The organism is Colwellia sp. TT2012, assembly GCF_001440345.1.
GTDB lineage: Bacteria > Pseudomonadota > Gammaproteobacteria > Enterobacterales > Alteromonadaceae > Colwellia.
This window is the reverse complement of record NZ_LJYX01000006.1, coordinates 217,047-240,905: the sequence shown is the minus strand read 5'-3', so window position 1 is coordinate 240,905 and position 23,859 is coordinate 217,047. Positions and strand designations below refer to the sequence as shown.

Sequence of the window (23,859 nt, the reverse complement as noted above, 5' to 3'; positions counted from 1 at the left end):
TTTTTATGGGTTGCGTTAATAGTTAACATAAAACCAACACTTATCAGATTGCGTCTTTATCCGTTTTTTAACTAGCAAATTATCGACAGATATTAATAAAAAACCGACAGTTACTTTTATTTAATTTAGATAAAGTATTGAAAATTAACAATATGTTATTGGTATGTCGTTTTTGTACGAAAAGCTGTCGTAATTTTACTAGGGGCAGTTTGACTAGCTGTTACTATCGATTGATGCAAGAGGCAGGGAGCCGAGTTAAGCAAATATATATAGCAAGAGCAACATATAAAAGCAGAACAGACAGTTCATCTAAACAGTTAAACTAAACAATAAAACTAGCGTCATTAATAATAAGAATAAGACGACTTAACATCAAAGAGAGAGTTAAATACCTATGAAAGTTTCTAAATTTACCACCTCAGTTCTAGCCTTAGCAGTAACCGCAGCATTCTCAGCCCAAGCAGCTGATGATAGATACATTATTAAAGTAGATGAAAGCAAAAAAGGCATAGTAAAAGCCTTAGCGAAAAAACTTGGTGCTGATTTAAAAGTTGATGGTAATGGTTTTTTTGCGGCATCATTTTCAGGGAAAAGCTTAAGCGAAGTAAAAGGTTTACTGAATAACCCACATATTCAAATGATTGAAGAAGATCAGCGTCGTATGCCGCTATCTATCTATAGTGATGATGTTGGTAATGCTATGACTGAACAGTTAACGCCTTATGCGGTTGTACAATCTCAAGCAGACCAAGTTAGCTTCAATGCTAATGCTGGCATGAAAGTTTGTATTATTGATTCTGGTTTAGATCGCTCTAACCAAGATTTCGTTTGGAACAATATCACTGGTGATAATGACTCTGGCACAGGTAACTGGGATGAAAATGGTGGTCCTCACGGTACCCACGTTGCCGGTACTATTGGTGCTGCAGACAATAACGTTGGTGTTGTTGGTATGGCTCCTGGTGTTGCTATGCACATTGTTAAAGTATTCAATACTGATGGTTGGGGTTACTCTTCTGATTTAGCTTATGCTGCTGAAAAATGTGCAGAAGCTGGCGCTAACATTATTAGCATGAGTCTTGGTGGTGGTGGTGCCAACAGCACTGAAGAAAATGCCTTTCAAGCCTTTACTGATAATGGTGGCTTAGTTTTAGCTGCTGCAGGTAACGATGGTAACGATGTGCGTTCATTCCCTGCTGGTTATCCATCAGTAATGATGATTGGCGCAAACGACAACAATAATAACATTGCCGACTTCTCACAATTCCCAAGCTGTGATGAAACTACAGGCCGTGGTAAGAAACGTACTACAACAACCAATGAAGCTATCTGTGTAGAAGTAACTGCTGGTGGTGTTGATACACTATCTACATATCCTGCAGGCATGGCGACTAGTGCTTCAATGACTGCTGATGGCGTAGCATTTCTTTCTTCTTCAATGGAGAATGCCGGTAATGCTGCAGGCAATACTTATTATATGGGCACAGCCGAAGCAACAGACTCTGGTGCAAACGGTAATATCTGTATGATTGACCGTGGTAATATCTCTTTCCACGATAAAGTACAAAACTGTGAACAATCTGGTGGTATCGGCGCAATTATCATTAACAATGAAGCGGGTATGTTATACGGCACACTAGGTGATAGCAACGCAACATCTATCCCTGCTGTGGGTGCAACGTTTGAAGACAGAGCGTCGCTATTAGCTGCGACTACTGCTGATGTGACCATTGGTACTAGCGATTATGGTTTCATGAGCGGTACTTCTATGGCGACACCAGCGGTATCGGGTATGGCGGCTCTAGTTTGGTCTAACCATAACGGTTGTACTGGTACAGAAATTCGTGAAGCATTAAAAGCAACGGCAGAAGATAATGGCGCGGTAGGTCACGATGACTACTTCGGTTACGGTATCGTAAAAGCAAAAGCTGCTAATGATTACTTAACAGCTAACGGTTGTGGCGGCGGTGTAACTCCTCCTCCAGTAGGTGGCGATTTCACTTTAACGGCTAACGGTTATAAGCAAAAAGGAAGTCAAAAGGTAGATTTATCTTGGGCAGGCGCTACCAGCACAACTGTTGATATTTTTAGAAACGGTAATATGGTAACTACCACAGATAATGATGGTGCTTATACTGATAACATCAACCGTAAAGGTGGTGGTTCATATACATATAAAATATGTGAAGATGGTAGCAATAATTGTTCAACTGAAGTAACGGTAAACTTCTAATTTAAACTGAGTTTAGTACTTAATATCCAGCTCATTATGTGGGCTGGATATTTTCGTTTAAGCCGCTTTAACTTTTAATTTTGATAGTTCTATAAATAAAAAATGATTGTGGTTGGGCCGTGTTTAGTCTATGTTTTGTAACAATGTGTTTTTTGTAACTTCTTTTTTATAATTGTAATTATTGTAATTTAAGTAAGAATGGACGCGACAAGATGTAAGCAAGAACACCCTAATGCTTTAAAAAATGTAGATGAATTTTTTAAAGATGTATTGGACATAGGGGAATAAAATGTTGAACAACTCAGTAAAAAAAATAATCAAACCACTATCATTGTTAGGCTTTATTAGTTTATCAGTTTGGCTTATCAGTATCTCAGTAAACAGCACAACTAATGCTCAAACTCAGTCTTACACTGAGTCTTATATTATCAGCTCAGCAAATTACCCGTTGTTAAAAGAAAAAATCAAAGCGCTGAACCTAGTGCCGTCCCATCAACTCGCTATTATTAATGCCATCGCGGTTGATTTAAATCAAGCTCAGCTAGCTCAATTACAGCAAGAGCTTAATTTTACTATTACTAAAAACCATAAAGTAACATTGTCTGGGGGTCGTGCCTGGGGAAAACGCAAATGGCAACCTAAATCCGTTGTTAATGACTTGATTGGTGCCTCCTCCGCTCATGCAGCACAAAATTTTGGCGATGGCGTAACCATTGGTTTTCTGGATACCGGCTTAGATCAGTTACAAGGCACATCTAAAGGCTTAGGTTTATCGACGGATTTGTATGGTCGAGATAAGTTCTGGGGAACTTATGACGCGATAAATAACACCCTCAGTAATTATAGCAATGATGAAAGTGGCCATGGTACTCATGTCGCCAGTATTGCCGGCAATGCCGACTATGACGTGTACGGAAAAGTTTATGGTGTTGCGCCAAATGCTGCATTGGTAGGGATTAAAGCCTTTGATGCTGAAGGTAAGGCAACTTACGCTGATGTTATCCGTGGCATTGATTGGGCGCTTAAAATTAAAGATCAGATTAATTTAAGAGTGTTAAATATGTCCTTTGGTGGTCAGCAACGTTCTTATTACTGGGAAGATCCTTTAAACCAGGCAGTCATGAAAGCGTGGCAAGCAGGTATTGTTGTCGTGGCTTCTGCTGGTAATACCGGACCTGATCCTATGACTATTGGTGTACCAGGGAATGTCCCCTATATTATTACCGTAGGTGCAATGACAGACAATTATACTGAGTCTGATGCAAGCGATGACAAATTAGCAACTTTTAGCGCGGCAGGACCTACACCTGCTGGTTTTGTCAAACCAGAAATTGTAGCTCCAGGTGGGCATTTAACGGGTTTGATGGCTTATAATACCCAAATTGTAGCCGAGCACCCCGAATACCATGATGGCGGGAAATATTTTGAAATGTCGGGCACCTCTCAAGCTGCTGCCGTTGTTTCTGGCATCGTAGCTCTGATGTTAACACAAGACCCCTCTCTTACCCCTGATGAAGTAAAATGTCGTTTAATGGATAGCGCTCATGCTGCGATGACTACTGAGGGTAAATTAGCCTATAGTGTATTCCAACAAGGTTCGGGTATGGTTAATGCGGAAGATGCATTGGCAAGTACCACGACTGGATGTGCAAATCAGGCACTGGATATAGCGCAGGATTTATCAGGTGCAAAGCATTTCTATGGACCTGCTAATATTAATGATGACGGTAACTTTTATGTTGAAGGACTGGGTGAGGAATATGTTTGGCGATTAGGTGATAATTCGCTAAATGGCAATGCCTTAATTTGGCGTTTAAATTATACTGGAAATACTCAAGGTTGGCATAATACCGCATCGACAGATGCATTAATTTGGCGCCTAGACTTTGAAACAGATGCACTTATCTGGCGATTAAACTTTGAAACTGACGCCCTTATCTGGCGGTTGAATTTTGAAAGCAATAAAGTTGCCAACATTAATGTCAATAACTGGGTAGAGCCTCAATAATTTACCCAATATGAAGCCACTGTTTTTTACAGTGGCTTTTTTATTTACTTACTTATTTCCTGTACTTAACACCTTAATAAGAACGGCTTCTGTGAAAAAAAAATTACTCTTCTTGTTATTCGTCATCTTGAACTTCAATGCCTTCGCTCAAGAGGTCAAACGCTTTAAAAATTTTGGTATTGATAATCCCATGTCGTATAACTTTGTACGAACTATTGCCCAAGACAAAGATGGCTTTATATGGTTTGGCTCATCTGAAGGATTAGATCGTTTTGATGGCCATCAGTCTTTAAGTTTTCATCATGATGCGTCTTTGCCAAATTCATTAAGTTCTAATGTGATTAGCCAAATTCTTATTGATAAAAAACAACGCTTATGGGTAGGTACATTTGGCGGTGGACTAAACCTTTTTAGAGAAAGCAGCCAAGATTTCATACACTTTACCACTAACACTAAGCAAGCTTCTCTGACCAATAATACCGTTAATGCCTTATTTGAAGATAGTGAAGGTAAAATTTGGATTGGTACAGAAAATGGTTTAAATATCATAAGTGCTAAAGAAAAACAGTGGTCAATAACACGAATAAAACAAGAATTAGGCAACCCTGAAAGTTTAAGCCACAACACCGTACAGTCGATTATTGAAACTAAAAATCAGCGTATTTGGATTGGTACTAACGGTGGTGGTATTTCTGTTTTTGATCTAGACGGAAACTTTATTAAGTTAATTAAATTTGGCGACAATAATACCTCTAACTATATTAACAAGTTTATTAACAGCTTATATATGGATGATAATGAAAATATTTGGATAGGCACAGTAGATAATGGTTTAATTAAATATAGCCCCTCTGCTGATAAATTTACTCACTATTTATTTAATGCCGACATCCCATCAACCATTAGTAGCAATTCTATTTCTCAAATTTATCAAGATTCTGACAGTCACATATGGATTGCAACGGATAATGGTTTATCAATCTATAACTATGCGACGAATAATTTTAGCCGATATAACCACTCAACGAGTAACCCTTATAGCTTAAGTAATGATTACATTTTAACGTTTTTTGAAGATACAAATAACATAATGTGGGTCGGCACATTTACCGGAGTTAATCGTTGGGATCCTAATATGGCCACATTTCGCCAGTATAGTTCTCATACCAGTCCTAAACTGAAGAATAATAATATTACCAGTTTTACTCAATTTGATGAAAACTCAGTGATTTTTAGTACCTATACTGGTGGTATTTATCAATTATCGACAATAGATAAACAAATTAGCCCAATAGAGTTCGATCACTTTTTTACTGAACTCAGGATCATGAGCTTATTAAGTGATGGCAATACCCTTTGGGTGGGTACTCGGGCATCTGGTTTGTATGCAGTAAATATGATTAGCCATGAAATCACTACCTACCAACACGACATGACTGATGAAAATTCTATTTCAGCAAATAGTGTTACCGATATAATTAAAGATCGCCACGGTAACATTTGGGTTGCTACTTTCCATCAAGGACTAAACCGCCTTAATACAGATGGCACTTTTAAACGTTTCATCAAGAATAAGTCAAACAGTGAAAAAGGGCCCAGCAGTAATAATATTTTACAGTTGCTGGAGGACGATCAAGGTTTTATTTGGTTGGCTACTTTTGGTGGTGGCCTTAGTCGTTTTGACCCTGAGCAGGAAAAATTCACTCATCTTCGTCATGAAGAAAATAACCCTAACGGTATCTCTGATGACTTTTCCTGGATCATGTTTCTAGACAATAACAAAAACCTGTGGTTTGGTACTCAAGATGCCGGATTAAGTATATTAAGCCGAGAAAATCGTCAGAGTAATAACTTTTCATTTACTCATCTTGGTGCTAAAGATGGTATGAAAAGCATGACCATATATGGTATTACTCAAGATGCTTATGGAGATATTTGGTTTAGTACTAACAAAGGAATCTCTCGTTACTCTATGAGTGAAAAAACCTTTAAGCATTTCAACCTTAGCCATGGCCTAGTAGATCTAGAATACACCCATTCTTCTGTGTTTCGCTCAATGAATAACACCCTATATTTTGGTGCAGGGAAAGGTTTTAACAGTATAGCGCCTGAAAAATCAAATAGTCACTTCAATGCACCACAGGTCCGTTTGACCAATATTTTAAAGCTTAACGAACCTATGGCTTTAGGCACAACGTTATCAGATTTAACTGAGTTGACGCTAGAATATACGGATCAAATCATTTCATTCGAATATGTCGGTTTAAACTATACAGCTCCTGAGTCAACGCGTTATAAATATCGCTTAAAAGGCTTTGAGGAAGAGTGGATTGATGCCGGTAAGTCACGACGCGCCACTTATACCAACTTACCTTCAGGTAGTTATCAGCTACAAATCATTGCGAGTAATAGCGATAATATTTGGAGTGAGCCTGGTCTGTCACTTAATATAGTAGTACAACCCGCGCCATGGAATACTTGGTGGGCGTATGTACTTTATGCGGCATTGATTGCACTGTTATTACTGGCTTATTCGCGTTTTTTAAACCGAAAACTACTAGTTGAACAGCAACAAAAAGAATATTTAGAACAACAAATCCAAGAGAAAACACAAGAGTTTCATTTGAAAAATATTGAGCTTGAGCAGGCTAATCAGCAGTTAGAAGATGCCGCTACTGTGGATAAAGTGACGGGTGTTAAAAGCCGTCGTTATTTAGATATTTATATCGAGCAAGCTAGCCGCTTAATGTCTCAAATTCATGAGAATATTCTGCCCGTGCAACGCAGCTTACTGCCACGTTTATCTCTGGTGATGATAAAACTAGAAAATAGAGCACAAGTAAGCAATAGCCAATTGGTTAATCTTACAGACATATTACTTTATAGCCGCAATAGTGATGATTTAGTTATTCGATGGGCTGATGATACCTTTGTTATTATTGGTTATGAGAAAGATAATAACACCCGTGACCTAGTAACTCGCTTAACCAGTCAATTTGAACAAGTATTAGGTAGCAACATCAAAACAGGCATGGCTTATGCCTTTTACCCTTTCAACTTTGAACAACCTATGGCACTGTCGTGGGATCAAGTGAGTGTTCTTACCGAACATGCCCTAAAAGTTGCTCACAATAACAAATTAAGCTGGTTAGGCTTTTATGCGCCTAAGGTGCAACCCTTCAACTACTTAGATGTCATTCAACAACAAGATATTGGCGAGCTAAGCAAGTTAGTTAAATTAAAGCAGGGCTAGTTGGATTAGTCTGTATTATATCTTACCCGTCAAATAATAAAGCGCAGTCCAAACTGACAACTAAGTGCGCTAAGGCGACATTAGCAATAATTTTTTCCCCCTATATTTGCTAATGAATGAATCATTCACATAATGTTACTAAGACGTATCCATAATAAGCTGTTAAGTTACTAGGGGAATATGTGCGTAATTTTATAAATTTAAGTAAAAATAAGCAAATAGAGCTAAATGCTAAATTTCCTGATCTATTCAAAATTTATTGTGTAGATGAGACTCCTCACTATAAGAAAGTGGAAATAACTGTTTTTGATCACTGGTTAACTTTTGAAGAGTTTCAAAATGATCGCCCTGATAAAAATGAGCGGTTGCGCCGAAACAAGTTATTGCATGATTTTTCAAAGATTATGTCTAAAAATACTGAAATATTGAATTTTAAGTTTAAAGGTAAATGGGATCGTTGTTGCCCGTCTTTTAGAAAGTTCAGCTCTCAAGAATCTATGGATAACTATTTACATCCTGCCGGTGATAATGGCTCCTCAGATAAATTTTGCAGGTTAGTTTTACCCGAATTTTCTGCTGTATATTTTGAAAGCTGGGATTATACGAATATATTTTACATTCAAGATGATAAAATCATACCGAAAATCAAACAATGGGCTAGTGAATCAGGTGTTTATTGTTTGGAGTATTAGTAACTTAAGCCATTAAAGCAGGACAAAAAACAGTTTGCTGTTTCGTTTCTCAACATTTTAGCAAACAATTTTAGCCTCTTAATGGGGCGTTAGTTGCACGCACTAAATCAGCTGAATTTATTTGCTAGTGAAAGCGAAAACGAAATTTTAGGTGTCTGGACATGCGATCCTTTTGACATAGGAGATACTGAGTTTGGGTTTGCTGTAACTCACAAGGTCAATTACAAATCAGATGGTACGTCCATTGATACCGAAATATGGCGGTTTACTGGTCCTCAAGATTTTTGGTTTTCTGTTGACTACTCTGGTCCTTGGAAAATCGAAAATGATATTTTAACCGAGACTCTTGTCAAAACAGAAGTAACGTATGTTTCAAACGATGATTTTCATTCTAAAGAGGCGGTTATTGTCGTATTATCTGAAATGCAGCAACCAGATGAAGTTGTAATATCAAAAATTGTTAAAATATCTAAATCAAAATTAGTAACTAAAAATACAACGTATGGTGATATAGGTACGTGTATTCGAGGTATGAATGGCTAACAAGCTGTTAAACAAGGACAAAATACAGTTGGCTTTTAACAGGGTGTTAAGTCTCAGTACCAATATGAATATTGAAATTACCGACTCACCGAAAGAAATTGATGACGAGAAAATCATTAGTGAAACTCGGAAATATAACCTTCAGTTCGCCAAGAAAGACGTAAAGCTTATGTCGCTTTATATGCGAGATTCAGGCGGAGAAATTATTGCTGGTCTTACCGGGAAAACATTCTGGAATTGGCTGCATGTTGAATATTTATGGGTTCACAAAAGTCAACGTGGGAATAAACTTGGAAGCCAACTTATAGCCGCGGCCGAAAACGAAGCTATAAATAGGGGTTGTACTGGGTCAACACTGGATACATTTAGTTTTCAGGCACCTGATTTTTATCAAAAACTAGGTTATTCTGTCGTCGGAACATTGGCCGACTATTCAGGTGAGCATCAGCGCTATTATCTAGCAAAAGACTTAACAAAGCATTCCAGTTGATGCCAAAAGCTACGCGATTTTTGCGCAACTGAATGCGGCGTTATCGATACAAAATCTAATCCATATCACCGCTACTGATTAAATGCTAATGTCCGCAATGTGGTAAAATTGACGGTTAGCTCTAATTCGTTGTGGGGCTCAGAGCTCAATGTTAGCAACATTAAACCAAGCTGATTTTTATGTAGCAATAAATGGAAATCGATACAGAAGTCAAACTGTAGATGTCTAGTATATTATGGGAAGTTCACTAATCAGCTAAATTAATTTCAGTGGTTTTGCTTAGATTCTATTACTAATTTTGCTAGATGTCTGTTGCAGGTACTACTTTCACATATTCATAACTAAAAGCTCTGATTTTTTTACCCGAATTTGCAACAAACTCTACAGTTGTTGATCGAGGTAATATCAAGACTGCCTCGTACTCTTCACCAGTTAAAAAAGTGTCATGGCCACATATTAGGTCTTGGGTTAATTTGATCCGCATTACTACTTATCTCTATCTCTGTTGAATAATTGCAGGGATTATACCATTTTTTCTACGTACAATTTAGTGCAAACAATGTTCTGACTGATTTCAATAAAATTTCTGGAAAATAACATCCTATCTGAATATTAAATTTCACTTTCGCCGACAAGTACAAAAGACAGTTCGATAGGAACGCTGATGCTACAGATGGGTCTGTGGTATTAGTGATCGTAAGTGGTATCTCGCTTTGGGGCGGAAGCGCCATAGAAAAATTCTTATAATGTCTTTTGCTCTAATAATTAGGATGGCTTTGTGGTAAAAGTGAGCCTTAGTTCGTAATCAATGAGCAATGAGAAACCGCTCAGCGCTAATGACTTCTTGGTGCGCATTGGAGACGTTAGCTCTAATTACTTTTCCATATATTTTCTAATGGATAATAATCAACCTAATCCCCCCTAGCCGTTTATTTTGCAGCCGTATTATAGTGATTTTAATGGTTCACCTCATTTGATCTATATATTTTCTCTTACAATTTAGTATATTAGCGAATGTGTGTTAATAAAAAGGACTTGAAATGATTGTTGCACAAAACATAAAAGAGTCAGTATCAGGCGAATTTCACCTAAAATTGATGGACAAAGGAAGAGATCCTTGGAACAGGTGGGCGATAACAGTTCTTGCTGATGATAAATTATCTGATATTGAGGGAATATTCAGTGAATTAAGACCTTATTCTGTTGAAGAATTAACAGAGTTATATACGAGTCTTGGGCTTAAACAGCATCAAGAGCTTGCTGTTGATGCTAGTTTTAAAGGCTTAGAAGGTTTAAACGTTAACTTCACTCATTGTCTTTTCCCTGGGGAAGTCAATTTTGAAAATGTCCAATTTAACGGGTTCATCAGTTTTGATAAGGCCCAATTTTGTAGTATAGCCAATTTCAAAGGTGCTCAATTTAGTGACGGCGCCTATTTCGGAAACGTCCAATTTTGTAGTATAGCCAATTTTGAAAAGACCCAATTTTGTAGTCTAGCCTATTTCAAAGATGCTCAATTTAGTGGCGGCGCCTATTTCAAAGATGCTGAATTTAGTCGGGTCGCCAATTTCATCAATGCTAAATTTAGTACCGGGGCTAATTTCCTCAATGCTAAATTTAGTGACAACGTCAATTTCAGCAAAGCCCAGTTTAATGAGCTAGCCTATTTCGACGATGCTCAATTTAGTAAGAACGTCGACTTCGAAAAAACCCAGTTTAGTGGGATTGCCAGTTTTGAAAAGACCCAGTTTAATGAGGGAGCCTTTTTCGTAAAGGCCAAATTTAGTAAGGACGCCTTTACCAATGACGTCAATTTCAAACATGCTCAATTTAGTGGGGACGTCGATTTCCAAAATGTAGAATTTGGCGGGAGCGCCAACTTCAAAAATGCCAAGTTTATTAAAAATGCCGATTTCAACCATGTTGATTTTACCTCTAAGACAGATTTTAGCTATGCCACTTTTAACTTTCCACCAAGGTTTCATGAAACAAACATTAATCAAGGTACTTCTTTTTATCAAGTTCAATGGCCAACTGTATCAAGTGAACCACATCTAGATAAGGACGCGTGGCGAACACTTAAACAAGCAATGAATAAAGTACAGGATCATGAACAAGAGTTAATGTTTTTTGGTTTTGAGATGGATGCAAAAATAAATACAGGTAAGCAAGAGATTAAAGAATTGAATAAAGGAAAATGGTGGGGAACTTACCGACAAAAACAAGGGATACGGGCTTATATTATTGGCTTATGGTGTTATAAATTCTTTAGTGGATATGGCACAAGTCTATGGCGACCTTTGAGCTTGTTGGTCGTAACTTGGTTTATATTTGCAGTATTGTATAGTCTACCAGGTTGGGGAATTCCAGCTACTCCTTGGCTTGAAGGCTTTCAGCTTTCTTGGGGTAATATGTTGCCTTTTGCTTCGATGACAAAAACAGCGCTTGCGACTATCGGTTTTGATAAAGATAATCCGTTAGGACTTTGTTTGCAAATAGTGACCTCCTTTCAAAATTTTGTATCAACGATTTTATTATTTTTGATTGGTTTAGCTGCTAAGCACAGATTAAGCATTAAGTAATCTGGTATAAAACAACTAGGTCACCCATTTTAATTGGGTAATCCTCAAACACTTTACTATCGTTTACTAACAGCCAAGTAGAGTGTTTTATCGATACAAAATCTAATCATCTTCTGCATTAAAGGTTAAATGCTAATGTCCGCTTTGTGGTAATAGTGAACATAAACCGACTACCCCAATCGGTTTGGTTTTTGGCATTAATATTTGCTAGTGCAAATGTCTCTTTCGTGCGCAAAGGCGACATTAGCAATAAATGTTTTTCCCTATATTTTCTAATGATTTTTTTATCAATAGGGCTTAAGATTCCGGAAAAATGTTGACCTATAACATGAGTATAAGTTTGAGTGGTTTTAACGTCATTGTGTCCCAATAGTTCTTGTACAGTTCGAATATCTGCACCATTTAATAATAACTGAGTGGCAAAACTATGCCTAAAGGTATGTGCAGTAACGTGCTTGTGAATGTTAGTTTTTTTCACTGTATTTAGCTAATGCATAAATGAGTGGGCCTTTTTTAAGTTCGCAGGCCACCGCTATTTGTTGGTTTGGGTAACGTTTTTTTAGACTCATTGCCCATTCATGCAATGCATCGGGTTTACTCTTAATAATGGAGTAATGGTATTTTTCTTTGTCGGTGGGGTGTTCACAGATGTCATGTTTTTTATCTGCCCAATCAATACCGATTAAGGCAGCGAAATTATCCACGTTATATACTTTCATTTTGCAGCTTCTCAGCGTAAAGTTAACCATGGAATGTGCTTAAATCTCGTTTCTCGCAGGTCTTATAGATAGTCGTGGTCGGCAATCCCTGAGTATGCGTTTTGAAATGAGTTGCTCTGTTGGTTCGAACGTATTGTTAGAAACATTGGATGTTTGGTTTTCAATATTCGTAACCAACAGGAGCATGTTCCACTTATATATAATAGTAAATTACTTTATTAAATAAGTGGCTTGGTCGAACTATAAGAAAATTAACAAGGACACGTAACAGTTGGCTACGTTTCGCTTCGCTACACAATTTTAGCCAACCATTACTTAGCCTGTTATTTGGGCGTTAGAGTTTTCAGAGTTCTAAATCACATTCAGTCTTTTATAAAAGCTATAAAAATCATATAGCTTTTTTTGACATTTTTATGGTAACTGTATTGGAGTGGTGAATACCCAATCATTTCCTTTTACGGGCGTGTGACATGCTATACAAGATTGATTTAAATCATTTTTATCACCATACGGTTTTTGTTCTTTTCCTAACCAACGAGCCCACCCCCAACCAGTCCCATTGGATTTGAATTTTTTAGTATCCTTATACATAAATTCAGCATGAATAAACTCATCTGGAGAAATTGCAGTAGGCCAGTTTTTTTTAGTAGTTTGTTTCCAAACTAGCTTTCCTAAAATAGTACCTTCTGGCCAAGGGTTAGTTTGATTTAAACGTGATGCTTTAATGGCAATATCATTCCCTAAAATAATTCTCATGCTTTTATTGTCTGTTCTATGAGAAGCAGAAATTACTCTCCAATCTTTGTATTTTTCTGGTAATTTCAAACCTTCTAAGTTTGGTTTTACACTGATTTTATTATCAGTAGCAAATGCTATTACAGAAAATATAGATAATAACATAATTAGTAAATTACTAGTTTTCATTTAGTTGTTCCTTGAGTTAGGTGTAGTGTTTAAATCAATATTTTTATAAGAACAAGTATAGTTAGTAAATATTTCACTTGAGAATTTATTATCTTTTGCTAGTATATTTTATTGTGTCATTATTCATTGATTTTTATAGGAAAAACTCTAACAAGTCATTTAAAAGGACGAGTAACAGTTGGTTTTTACTCCTGCGTCGCTTATTTTAACCAACTATTTTTAGCCTCTTAATGAGGCGTTATATTTTTTCTAGAGTGCGGCGTTTACATCCATACTTTTATGCAATATACGCACTATTAAAATTTGATTAACTTTATGCTCATTGTAATAAATCACATGACTGGCTTGAGGGTATTTGTTGTAGCCTTTGCTAATATAATCGCAATTAATACCTAACTCTGGTTCATCGGCTAAAAATTGAAACGTATTATCCAGTATTTTTAAATAATCATTTCTTTGTGATTGCCCCCAAGTTAATTGGCTATATTTAGCTATTTTAATTAAATCTGACTTTGCTTTCGAAGATAGTAAAAACTTCTTCATTAATGGTTATCTTTATCTAACTCGGTTAATAAGCTTTCATAACTGTAATCAGCAATGCCGCTTTGTTCACCTTGGATTAGCATATTGCGTAAATTTAATATCTTGGCTTCTTGATCTTCTAAAGCTCTTAATCCAGCTCTAACAATTTCACTTGCTGAGCCATAACGACCAGTGTTAAGTTGTTGGCTTATAAATTGATCAAAATGATCGCCCAATGTTACGCTTGTGTTTTTAGCCATAATGTAAAATCTCGAAAGTACCAATATATATTAGATTATGGTATAAAAAATATAACATGGCAATTAAACGAACAAACACAGTTGGCTTTTTGCTCGTGCCTCGCTAATTTTAGCCAACCATTACTTAGCCGATTATTGTGGCGTTAGCTGCCTAAAGGGTCACTTATTCTGCCATGTTGGGTGAATGTCGGGAGAAATTCGTAACCGACATTGACAAAATCAAGGAATACTTGTGATTCTTAAGTACAGAGGTAAGTTTAATGATTCTTAAAGAACTACGTATTAGCCGTCACCTTTCACAAGAGCAATTAGCTCAAATGTCTGGATTAAATGTTAGAACGATCCAACGAATTGAAAGTGGATCAAATGCTAGTTTAGAGTCCCTTAAATGTCTTGCTGCTGTACTTGAGGTTGATGTATCAACTTTGAATCAGGAGAGACTTATGATTGATAAAAAATCGGACCATTGGCAAACTTTACCTTTACTATTGAAGTGTTGGTTTGTATTTAATTTTTTACAAACTCGACCGAGCAGAAAATCAGCGTCTAGAGTTGAAACCATCGGTCATATAAGTGGTTTTATTTTTTGTTGTTTAGGGCTAATAAATGAGGCTGCACTTGTTGGTGGGTTACTCATGCTTGCTACTGCTTATTTATACCATTGGTTAAAATGGCAAGGTGATAAGTATGGTATTTGGTATGACCATGAGTCAGTCAAAGGCAGCTAAGTCACTTAAAAGGACAAATAGCCGTTGGCTTTTGCTCCTGCGTCGCCTATTTTAACCAACTATCATTTGCCCATTATTTGGGCGTTATATTTTTAAGGAAGGTTCGTGGATTCATTTGGCTGGCATTGTTTTTATTGTGATAGAACAACAACGATTACTGAGTCGAATTATCCCCGCAGTGTGGTACTTGCTGAGCTACTCAATCATTAGTTGAATCTTGTTGTGCCATTTGTTGTTGATATTGTTTTGGTGTGCAGTTAAAGCTTTCCTTAAAGCAACGGCCAAAGTAGGTTTGTGATGAAAAGCCAACATCTAAAGCAATACGCCCTATTTGTGCACCACCGATAAGTAATGTTTGTGCTTTTTTCAAACGAAAGTCTTTGATAAAGTTATTAGGCGTAGTGCCGAGTATAACTTTAATTTTTCGCTGCAATTGCCTATCACTCATGGCGAGTTCTTTTGCCAGTAATGAGATATCTAACTCAGGTTCGGTGTAATGTTTGGCGATTAACTTTTCGAGTTTATGTAAAAACTTATCCTCTAGACTGCCTTCTGTCACTATCTCTTGAGTGAGTTTTACCGCATTATTCTGGCTAATAATTTTTCTTTCCGCTCTTTGCTCAGCTTTTTGTTGGTCGTTAAATTTTTGTAAATAGCGCTGCTGTAACCGCTGTCTGTTGGCGATTAAGTTTTGAATTCGAGTTAATAGCTCATGTTGGTTGAAAGGTTTACTTAAGTATTCATCCGCATTTAACTTAAGGCCTTGTAATCTACTTTCAAGATCAGATCTTGCTGTCAGTAATATCACCGGAATATGTGCGGTCATGTCGTCTTGTTTTAACTGTGTTAAGACTTCAAAACCATCAATACCCGTTAACATGAGATCACAAACAATAAGATCAGGGAGGTATTCTTGCGCTAATTGCAGGCCAAGTTCGCCACTACCGGCAAGAATGCAATGATGTTCTTGCTCAATAACTTGCTTTATATGACTTTGCATATCAAGGTTATCTTCAATAACTAAAACCACTTGCTGTGAATGATTACTTTGATGACTTATTACGCTGCGCTGTTCTATTAGTAATGAGGCAACCTCACTTTCTGAGACACTCAGCGATATTTCAGGCTCAACATCATTGGCTGATGCTAGCGGTATTGACAGGCTAAATTTACTACCATGACCATGTTCACTCACTAAACTTATGCGCCAATCGTGTGCTTTAACCAGTTCATTGACTAATGATAAGCCAATGCCAACACCAAAGGTTGCTTGGTTTTTTACATCATCCGCTCGTTGAAAGCGTTCAAAAACTTTCTCTTGGCAGTCTTTACTGATACCTATGCCTGAATCGATAATATCTATAATAATGGTGTCTTGTTCTGCATAGGCATTCACTTGCACACTACCACCTTTTGGGGTGTATTTTATCGCGTTAGCAAGTAAATTGAAGATGATTTTTTCAAAGGCTTGGCCATCACAATCAAGCCACAAATTGTCCGGGATATTGCTAGTAAAATTCAAATGACTTTGTGATGCCAAGCGAGAAAAGGAATCAACAGGCATCCGCATAAGGGTTTTTAAGCGGTATGTACTCAGCGACAGTTGTGGGTTGTCACTTAAACGTGAAAGCTCTAACAGTTGTTCTACCATACGTACTAAGCGTAAACCATTACGCTTAGCCGTTATTAGATCTTCACTTTCTAGTTCATCTGTGGTTTTTTCTATATATCTATCTATGATGCCGTTAATTATGGTTAGTGGTGTTCTAAATTCATGAGAAATATTGGCGATGAATTTATCTTTTAATTCTAAGGCTTGTTTTTCCGCATGTTTTCTTGCTGATAAATTAATAAAAGTAATAACAATAAGAGGATGTTTAGCCCGCTCAGCCCACTGTAACTCTGCTTGTGCCGGAAATTCAGTGCCATCTGAACGCAGCGACACACACTCCACCGAAATACCCTCACCTTTACGCTGTAATGAATAGATATTACTTTGGAAGTCAAAAAAGAAGTGCATTTCGTCTTTTTCTGCAAATAAGCGACTAACTGATATGCCTTTTAATTCTTGCTCAAGACTTTGAAACATCTGCACGGCGGCGGGGTTAGCGGATAATATCTCACCGGTAGTAGAGGTAGTTAAGATGGCATTATTTGACGCGTTAACTATCGCTTTATCTTCACTATTAATCAGCGCATCGGTTAAGTCATTATTTAGGCTGGTGAGTTGTTGATGCTGAGCTTCTTGTGCCAATAGAGTTTGTTTGAGCTTTTTAGTTTGACTACGGCGGCTGTTGGCGATATTTGCTAGTAATAGCGCCGCAACAAATAACCAAAAAAGCAGGGTAATCGATTGAAGATTGGAATCGACACTATAAAATAGCTTTTGCTCATAGCCATATAAATGGATTGCTGTGGGTATGAGCATAAGCAGTAAAATGTAGAACTCTGGACTGCTTTCTTTTGCTATAGCCGCAGGTAGCTTGGTGGCTTTTAAGCTGATATTTGCCGTGAGAATGAGCAAAAAATATGGCAGTAAAGCAATAAGCTGAACAAAGTAGCTGTTGGTGCTAATTAACGGGAAACCGTGAGGAAGCAAAGCGCTGAGATTGCCTATCAATAAAAATACGGCACTGCAAGAGAGTAAGGCAAAGGTGTAACGCCAGAAGTTATCTTTAGCATTCACTAAACACTGTATTAATCTAGCAATGATCAGAATATTTATGAGCAGATGAAATAACAGTGAGGGCTTGGCTGTTTGGTATATTAGAGCTGAAAATTCAGCCGGTAAAAGAATAAAATAGCAAAAACAAATCAGGGTAAAAAATATAGCCGGCACTCGGCCACTGATATATTTATTAAGTGGAATATCACTTAAATGCGGGTTGGTCTCTATAGCCAATAAAATAAAGAAATAAATAAACAGTGAAGCAAAGTCTTGATATAACTGCTGGCTAATACTTGTTGGTGTGCCATTTAAAAATTTACTAGCGATAACCGCGAGTATCGCTAGCAGTAAGTATTGCCAAAATAGTTTAAATGAACGTGAGCTGTTTTTTTTAACACAAAAATATAAAAATATGCCGCTGAAAATTTGCAACGTGGTTAAGGCAAAGCTTGAACTGCTTTCAGGGATAATTGCTAGCCAGTTAGCTATAAAATGATAAGGGAAAAAGCTAACCAAGCCAGCGAGGGCTAATATTAATAGTCTAATAGGTCTGGGCAATGGTTATTCCTACTTAGTGTTCATGCTTTATTCTTTTCCTAATTTAAATCTTAAGCTATCCTATCCTTTTCAATAACCGCTTAGTCTAATTTATAATAACAGTTTATTAACATCAAGTGACTGTCTCTATCTAACCTCAGCTACTATTCACTTATTTGTAGTTTTTGTACCCTTTATAATACAACGGCTTAATTTACAAACAATGTCTAAACCAAGCGGTAGACTACTTAACCACAGGCAATATTGAAACTGAACGTGCGCCAAAAAGAATCACCATAGGTCAGGCAAATATAAAAACATAAATGCTGATTTATCTTTATCTCCTAGTAACTTCAAACCTACTTAGAGTGCCAAGCCCTATAAGCAGGAATTAGAAGTTAGATATTGGCAATTAGAAAATATTTTGATGCAAACGTAATTCCTCATCAATCATAACTACATTGATATCACCCTCAATAACTAAATTAGCATTGACCATTAGAGATGTTGAATAAATACCACTCGTTAATACTGAATGAGAAATAACGGTTGCTGATAATATTGCTGAAGTGTTGCTGACTTTGTCATTAGTCTTGCTGCTACTACTTGCATTACTACTATTTGAATTAATTATATGTGAATAGCTTTTCCCTTCAACTAATGTGCTGCGTTCATAGTGAGCTGATGTGGTCAGTCCTTGGTTGCTCAGTTGTAAAATAGCAATATTTTCTTGTGGGTTCTTTGGATTTTTAATGGCTACATTAAATGGTGAGCCATCTGGCTTATTACCATTCACATAAATATCACCACCAAAATTAATTAAAGCAGCCATATTTTCATTTTTAGCTATTTCGCCGGCTTGATCAACAGCAAACTCTTTAATCACGCCTCCTAAATCAAGCTTCACAAACTCATTTGAAAAGTGGAGACTTTTTTCTGTTAAGCGCCATTTATCAGCACCAATAAAAGGCGTTAACCTAGCTCGACAAGCTTCTATTTTCGCTACTGTAGTCTGTTTTATACATTGTTTTAATGTGCCGACAGTAATATCAAAACATCCTTGGGTTGTAGCTGATAACGTTCGTACTAGTGACAATACATGATGAGTTTCTTTATCAATGTTAACAATCGCTTGTTCTCGATTATTAATCTTGGCAATTAATGAATCATCACTAAAAAAATTATACTTTTTTTCTAGTCTACGCGTGTTTTTTTCAATCAAACGTGCAACCTTGTCCGCCGATTTAGCATCAGCAGCATAAAGTTGCACTTCACAAGGTGTGGTCATGCAATTAAATTGATGACTATATTTTTTTAGCTTGTTGTTTGAATGCGAAATCATTTAATTATCATTAATTATTATTTAATAGCCATTTAATAGTAAGGTATTAGTAAGGTATTAGTAAGGTATTAGTAAGGTATTAGTAAGGTATTAGTAAGGTATTAGTAAGGCCTGTGATTATTCACTAATCAACCACTTTAGCAATATGTTTTAAGAATTTATCTGCATCCATATACCCTACTATTCTATGGTTTCTTAGTTCTTCACCTTGGTCATTAAAAAACAAGATAGCGGGCGGACCAATAATGCCAAAATGTTTCAATAATTCACTGTCAATATTATCATTGGCGGTAACATCCGCTTGTATCTTATGTACCTTGGCTAGTTTCAATTTCACTGCTGAATCTTTAAAAGTGACTTCTTCCATTTCTTTACAAGAGACACACCAATCAGCATAAAAATCAAACATGGTAACTTGCTTGTTTTTACTGGCTTGCTGAAGAGTTACCTTTAAATCATCAATACTTTTTACGGGTTTAAAGACAATGCCCTGGTGTTCACTCGGTAAAGTTGTATTAACACCACTGGCTAAGTTTGCTAATGGCGACAACAGATTACTTTTCCCTGTTGAGGCACCAACAATCATAAGAAAGCCAACTAGCATTATCACTAAACCAAGACCTTTCCATAACAACTGCCATGGTGTTGTATCTTTATTATGTTGACGTAAAGCGCCCATATACACAGCAGAAACAACCAATAACAGTGCCCACAATAGTTGCGTAATTACTGGTGGCAATATGCGCGCTAATAACCAAATAGCAACGGCCAACATAAGCACACCAAAAATACCTTTCACTGCCACCATCCACATACCTGCACGAGGTAATATTTTACCTGCGGAGGTACCTATAACGAGTAATGGCGCGCCCATACCCAAACCTAAACAAAACAGTGCCGCACCACCTAAGATAGTATCTCCTGTTTGACCAATATATATAAGCGCGCCCACTAATGGGGCAGTAACACATGGCCCGACAATTAGCGCTGATAACACGCCCATAATGGCAGCACTGATTAATTTACCACTTTCCTGCTTATTGCTGAGGTTATTTAACTTAACTTGAATAAATGCTGGCATTTGCACATCATAAAAACCGAACATTGACAGTGATAACACCACAAAAATACCAGCGAAACTGCTTAATACCCAAGGGTTTTGAAACCATATTTGCAAGTTGGTACCAAATAAAGCGGCCAGCACTCCCACCACGGTATAAGTTAATGCCATTGCCAGAACATAGGCCAGTGATAAAGCGAAGGCTTTACGTGTCGAGAGTTGCTTTCCTTGGCCAATGATAATGCCTGACAAAATAGGGATCATAGGAAATACACATGGCGTAAAAGCTAAAAGCAAACCAAAACCAAAGAAACTAAACAAAGTTAAGATAAAGTTATCCGATGCTAAGCTATTCGCTATCGTGTCTTGTTCTGATTTAACGTCTTGCTCCACCTTAGTTTCGATATCAATGCTACTAGGATTAGCAGCCTCAGAACCATTAGTTGCATTAGTTACATTAGTTACATTAGTTACATTAGTTAAGTTAGTTAAGTTAGATACATTAAGACTAGGTTTTAAATCCGCTAACTTTATGATTTTTTTAACGGGTGGATAACAAACGCCAACATCAGCACAGCCCTGATATTTAATTTTTAAACTTGTATTGGCAAATGATGCGGCAGAGCCACTAAGCGCATATTTCACTATTAAGGTATTTCTAAAGACTTCCAACCCTTTATACGCAGGATCATCGATAAATAAACTTGCAGGGAATTGTGCTTTACCTACTTGAGTTGGTTGCGCTGTCGTGGCATCGTCACTGTTTGAGCTATCGTCATGAATGATGCTTACAGAAAGTTTTATGCGTTTTTTATAAAGATAATATCCGTCAGCAATATGCCATTGCAGAGAAAGTATTTCAGGACTGTCTAATGTCACGATAAATGGAAAAGCAAGTTCGCTGGTCAACAGCTTTGACTCATCAAGCGCGCTTGCAAATGAACTAAAAAATATAAAATACCCAGAAAGTATTAAATGAACTAAAAATTTATTCATGAAAATAACCCGTAAAGTAGAAGTAATGACGGCAAAAACGTTATAAATATCAGCGGGAATTGAGCGTAATAATGAGAATTTGTCATCTTCGAGATATTTTAATCGAAGATCCATGGGGCTAAGTACCATGGATTCCCGATCAGATACCTCGGGAATGACTCATATTCTATATTTCGCTCTAAAACGTTAATAATAATTTATAGTGCTCTTGCCGTGTAGAAGTTATGACTAAAGGTAAAAGCTTAATTATTGATTGGCGCGATGGACATCAAACCACGCTTGCTTTTTTTCATCGCTCCATGCACTAGGTGGCTCACCAAAACTAATATCTAACGTTTGTAGTGCATTCTTTGTCGCAATCAAGGCCCTGTTATTGTTAGTAAAAGCCACTGTTCCTACCTTGAGTGGCGTACTGACTAGCTCAATCTCTTTTTCAATTAACAATGTTTTCAGTACTTTGGTGGTGTTATTTTCTATCGAATAGACAACTAATGAACCTGAACTGCCAATAATCACTAACTTGCCATCAGGTGAAATATCGAAACTGGTAATATTACTTTGCGCAGCTAGTGTATGTAATAAAACGGGCTCTACACTCGGCTCAGTGACGTTATATATTGAAAGAATATTACTTTTCCCTAGGTACCAAGCTATTTTGGTAAGATCACTTCCTTGAAGAAGTTTGAACTCTTTCGGATATTCAGTGCCCGTTGCAAGGGAGGTTAGCTTACTGCCGGTTGTTACATCGAGAATTTCCATACGATCAGGTGCTGATAAACTAACATAAGCCAAAGTACCCTCTTCATTTAGCATAACAGCGCGATATTTAGAATCAGAAGAAAACTCGTTCACCAGGCTGAAGTCATGAGTTTGCAATACCACCATTTTTTTATTGCCTCCCGATAGAGCAACCCTGCTGCCGTCACTCGATAACGACATGGCATTTAAATCAGGAAATGAATAAAAGTCTTGCCCCTCACTTACCCCGGCAAAGCGTTGAAAGGGGATGTCACTTGGGTTTGAGAAATTAGCGCGATATAAACCAACGCCACTATCCGCACCTTCTTCACTACCACTTTTATTTTTTTTCTCTACGCCAACTAAGATACTTTGCACCGATGAGGGGGGTGTTATGCGAATGTTAGCTAAACTTTGCTCTGAGGCGCCAGTAAATCCATCAATATCATCACGTTCAACATCAGGTGATGCGGCAAAATCATTGAATGATAATGTAGTAGGTATATCTTGTGCTAAATTCAACACAATCAAACGATTATGCCATTTTGAACCGATCACGGCATAATCACCTTGTACATGAAGGTCGGAACTTTCCTCTTCTATATAGCCGATGTCCCACTCAACATGTGGTGTTGAAAGGCTTATCTCCACGGCAGTTTCTTGGATATCCTGGACATTAATACTGTCTAGACTAATTGACGTAGTGTAAGTATTTAGCTGATACATACTGTCTAACATAGCCGCTACGGCTTTGTAGATATCAGTGGCTGCTATTGATTGAGCTTGATTTAAACTGGTCGCAATAGCATCAATTTGTGCAAACATAACATCATCAACACCTACTTCAACATCACTCTCAAGATAATCTTGTCCGGATAATAAAACTTCATTAGCAAAACCAAACCCATCAATACTCAACCCGTCAACACTCATTTTTAATGATGCTTGCGCGCTTGCTGTATTGGCTAACGTATAGGGGTTAAATTGGGTTTCACTGTGAACTAACGTAGTAAACACTGTGATGTTTATATTTTTATCCGTATTATTTACCGGTGTTGGTGCATATAAGGCAATACCTGTGGAGTTTTGCTCAATAGATTTTCTAGCCAACAAGGGTGCTTTACTACTGATACTGGCAATAATATCACTGGCTTTAAAGCTATATTTACCGTCTTCAAAAGTTACGGCACTAGGCTCTGAGGTATCACATAATCCATTTCTATTATGATCAAAACATACCACGGCATTCACCCAATAATCAGAGCCGAGTACTTTTCCTGTGACACCATCTTTTTCTATATATGCCGTTTGGTCTGGCACAGGTTCTGGTTCAGGCTCGGGTACTGGCTCAGGCTCTATAAATGTACTTGTCGAGGCACAAATAGACCCAGCACTACAATCGCCAGCCTTATAATCACTTTCTTCACAGGCCGGCAATAAAATCGCCATCATCATGAGCAGAACTAAATTGGCTTTATCATTTGTTTTCATGTGTTTATCTCTAATATTTTACAACTAATTTTTACAGTTAACGATTTACAGCTAATTATTTACCGCTAATGAG

At 37.3% G+C, this 23,859-nt stretch carries 16 protein-coding genes and 1 pseudogene; 8 read left to right on the top strand and 9 right to left on the bottom strand.

What is annotated here, in order from left to right; genetic code table 11:
* The first annotated feature begins 394 nt into the window (after positions 1 to 394).
* From ASU03_RS02790 to ASU03_RS02755, 7 genes are all read left to right on the top strand, one after another.
* The gene (locus ASU03_RS02790) at positions 395 to 2,233 is read left to right on the top strand and encodes a S8 family serine peptidase (RefSeq protein WP_057830372.1); all 1,839 of its coding nucleotides are present in this window, start codon (positions 395 to 397) and stop codon (positions 2,231 to 2,233) included.
* A 289-nt stretch (positions 2,234 to 2,522) separates the two neighbouring features.
* Positions 2,523 to 4,241, top strand: coding sequence for a S8 family peptidase (locus ASU03_RS02785; RefSeq protein WP_057830371.1), 1,719 nt, complete (start codon positions 2,523 to 2,525; stop codon positions 4,239 to 4,241).
* Positions 4,242 to 4,332: 91 nt separating this feature from the next.
* The gene (locus tag ASU03_RS02780) at positions 4,333 to 7,494 is read left to right on the top strand and encodes a ligand-binding sensor domain-containing protein (protein WP_057830973.1); all 3,162 of its coding nucleotides are present in this window, start codon (positions 4,333 to 4,335) and stop codon (positions 7,492 to 7,494) included.
* Between the two features lie 182 nt (positions 7,495 to 7,676).
* On the top strand, positions 7,677 to 8,186 hold the full coding sequence (locus ASU03_RS02775) for a hypothetical protein (RefSeq protein WP_057830370.1): 510 nt from the start codon (positions 7,677 to 7,679) through the stop codon (positions 8,184 to 8,186).
* A 93-nt stretch (positions 8,187 to 8,279) separates the two neighbouring features.
* Positions 8,280 to 8,729, top strand: coding sequence for a hypothetical protein (locus tag ASU03_RS02770; RefSeq protein WP_057830369.1), 450 nt, complete (start codon positions 8,280 to 8,282; stop codon positions 8,727 to 8,729).
* A gap of 64 nt (positions 8,730 to 8,793) precedes the next feature.
* The gene (locus tag ASU03_RS02765) at positions 8,794 to 9,219 is read left to right on the top strand and encodes a GNAT family N-acetyltransferase (RefSeq protein ID WP_197411181.1); all 426 of its coding nucleotides are present in this window, start codon (positions 8,794 to 8,796) and stop codon (positions 9,217 to 9,219) included.
* Between the two features lie 1,040 nt (positions 9,220 to 10,259).
* The gene (locus ASU03_RS02755; RefSeq protein ID WP_057830366.1) at positions 10,260 to 11,801 is read left to right on the top strand and encodes a pentapeptide repeat-containing protein; all 1,542 of its coding nucleotides are present in this window, start codon (positions 10,260 to 10,262) and stop codon (positions 11,799 to 11,801) included.
* A 286-nt stretch (positions 11,802 to 12,087) separates the two neighbouring features.
* Here ASU03_RS02755 and ASU03_RS21365 read toward each other — a convergent pair.
* The 5 genes and pseudogenes from ASU03_RS21365 to ASU03_RS02730 form a co-directional block, all read right to left on the bottom strand.
* Positions 12,088 to 12,264, bottom strand: a pseudogene (locus ASU03_RS21365) (tyrosine-type recombinase/integrase); the annotation flags it as partial.
* A 1-nt stretch (position 12,265) separates the two neighbouring features.
* Positions 12,266 to 12,520, bottom strand: a complete 255-nt coding sequence (locus tag ASU03_RS02745; protein ID WP_057830365.1) for a hypothetical protein — start codon at positions 12,518 to 12,520, stop codon at positions 12,266 to 12,268.
* A gap of 411 nt (positions 12,521 to 12,931) precedes the next feature.
* Positions 12,932 to 13,444 (bottom strand): cytochrome P460 family protein, encoded by a 513-nt coding sequence (locus tag ASU03_RS02740; RefSeq protein ID WP_057830364.1) that lies wholly within the window; start codon positions 13,442 to 13,444, stop codon positions 12,932 to 12,934.
* A gap of 249 nt (positions 13,445 to 13,693) precedes the next feature.
* The gene (locus tag ASU03_RS02735) at positions 13,694 to 13,987 is read right to left on the bottom strand and encodes a type II toxin-antitoxin system RelE/ParE family toxin (protein WP_057830363.1); all 294 of its coding nucleotides are present in this window, start codon (positions 13,985 to 13,987) and stop codon (positions 13,694 to 13,696) included.
* Positions 13,987 to 14,226 (bottom strand): type II toxin-antitoxin system ParD family antitoxin, encoded by a 240-nt coding sequence (locus tag ASU03_RS02730; RefSeq protein WP_057830362.1) that lies wholly within the window; start codon positions 14,224 to 14,226, stop codon positions 13,987 to 13,989. The genes ASU03_RS02735 and ASU03_RS02730 overlap by 1 nt, the downstream gene beginning before the upstream one ends.
* A gap of 260 nt (positions 14,227 to 14,486) precedes the next feature.
* Here ASU03_RS02730 and ASU03_RS02725 point away from each other — a divergent pair, with 260 nt between their 5' ends.
* On the top strand, positions 14,487 to 14,954 hold the full coding sequence (locus tag ASU03_RS02725; RefSeq protein WP_057830361.1) for a helix-turn-helix domain-containing protein: 468 nt from the start codon (positions 14,487 to 14,489) through the stop codon (positions 14,952 to 14,954).
* Between the two features lie 199 nt (positions 14,955 to 15,153).
* Here ASU03_RS02725 and ASU03_RS02720 read toward each other — a convergent pair whose 3' ends face one another.
* From ASU03_RS02720 to ASU03_RS02705, 4 genes are all read right to left on the bottom strand, one after another.
* On the bottom strand, positions 15,154 to 18,180 hold the full coding sequence (locus ASU03_RS02720) for an ATP-binding protein (RefSeq protein ID WP_057830360.1): 3,027 nt from the start codon (positions 18,178 to 18,180) through the stop codon (positions 15,154 to 15,156).
* Between the two features lie 391 nt (positions 18,181 to 18,571).
* Positions 18,572 to 19,447, bottom strand: coding sequence for an FAD:protein FMN transferase (locus ASU03_RS02715; RefSeq protein WP_231731499.1), 876 nt, complete (start codon positions 19,445 to 19,447; stop codon positions 18,572 to 18,574).
* Between the two features lie 178 nt (positions 19,448 to 19,625).
* On the bottom strand, positions 19,626 to 21,671 hold the full coding sequence (gene dsbD / locus ASU03_RS02710; RefSeq protein ID WP_057830358.1) for a protein-disulfide reductase DsbD: 2,046 nt from the start codon (positions 21,669 to 21,671) through the stop codon (positions 19,626 to 19,628).
* Positions 21,672 to 21,803: 132 nt separating this feature from the next.
* Positions 21,804 to 23,786 (bottom strand): hypothetical protein, encoded by a 1,983-nt coding sequence (locus ASU03_RS02705; RefSeq protein ID WP_057830357.1) that lies wholly within the window; start codon positions 23,784 to 23,786, stop codon positions 21,804 to 21,806.
* Between the last annotated feature and the right edge of the window lie 73 nt (positions 23,787 to 23,859).

Excerpts from the sequence above, each read along its gene's own strand:
- ASU03_RS02735 (WP_057830363.1), bottom strand. The coding sequence starts at position 13,987 with ATGAAGAAGTTTTTACTATCTTCGAAAGCAAAGTCAGATTTAATTAAA.
- ASU03_RS02755 (WP_057830366.1), top strand. The coding sequence starts at position 10,260 with ATGATTGTTGCACAAAACATAAAAGAGTCAGTATCAGGCGAATTTCAC.
- ASU03_RS02715 (WP_231731499.1), bottom strand. The coding sequence starts at position 19,447 with ATGACCACACCTTGTGAAGTGCAACTTTATGCTGCTGATGCTAAATCG.
- ASU03_RS02740 (WP_057830364.1), bottom strand. The coding sequence starts at position 13,444 with ATGAAAACTAGTAATTTACTAATTATGTTATTATCTATATTTTCTGTA.
- ASU03_RS02785 (WP_057830371.1), top strand. The coding sequence starts at position 2,523 with ATGTTGAACAACTCAGTAAAAAAAATAATCAAACCACTATCATTGTTA.
- ASU03_RS02705 (WP_057830357.1), bottom strand. The coding sequence starts at position 23,786 with ATGAAAACAAATGATAAAGCCAATTTAGTTCTGCTCATGATGATGGCG.
- ASU03_RS02725 (WP_057830361.1), top strand. The coding sequence starts at position 14,487 with ATGATTCTTAAAGAACTACGTATTAGCCGTCACCTTTCACAAGAGCAA.
- ASU03_RS02745 (WP_057830365.1), bottom strand. The coding sequence starts at position 12,520 with ATGAAAGTATATAACGTGGATAATTTCGCTGCCTTAATCGGTATTGAT.
- ASU03_RS02730 (WP_057830362.1), bottom strand. The coding sequence starts at position 14,226 with ATGGCTAAAAACACAAGCGTAACATTGGGCGATCATTTTGATCAATTT.
- ASU03_RS02790 (WP_057830372.1), top strand. The coding sequence starts at position 395 with ATGAAAGTTTCTAAATTTACCACCTCAGTTCTAGCCTTAGCAGTAACC.
- dsbD (WP_057830358.1), bottom strand. The coding sequence starts at position 21,671 with ATGGATCTTCGATTAAAATATCTCGAAGATGACAAATTCTCATTATTA.
- ASU03_RS02765 (WP_197411181.1), top strand. The coding sequence starts at position 8,794 with ATGAATATTGAAATTACCGACTCACCGAAAGAAATTGATGACGAGAAA.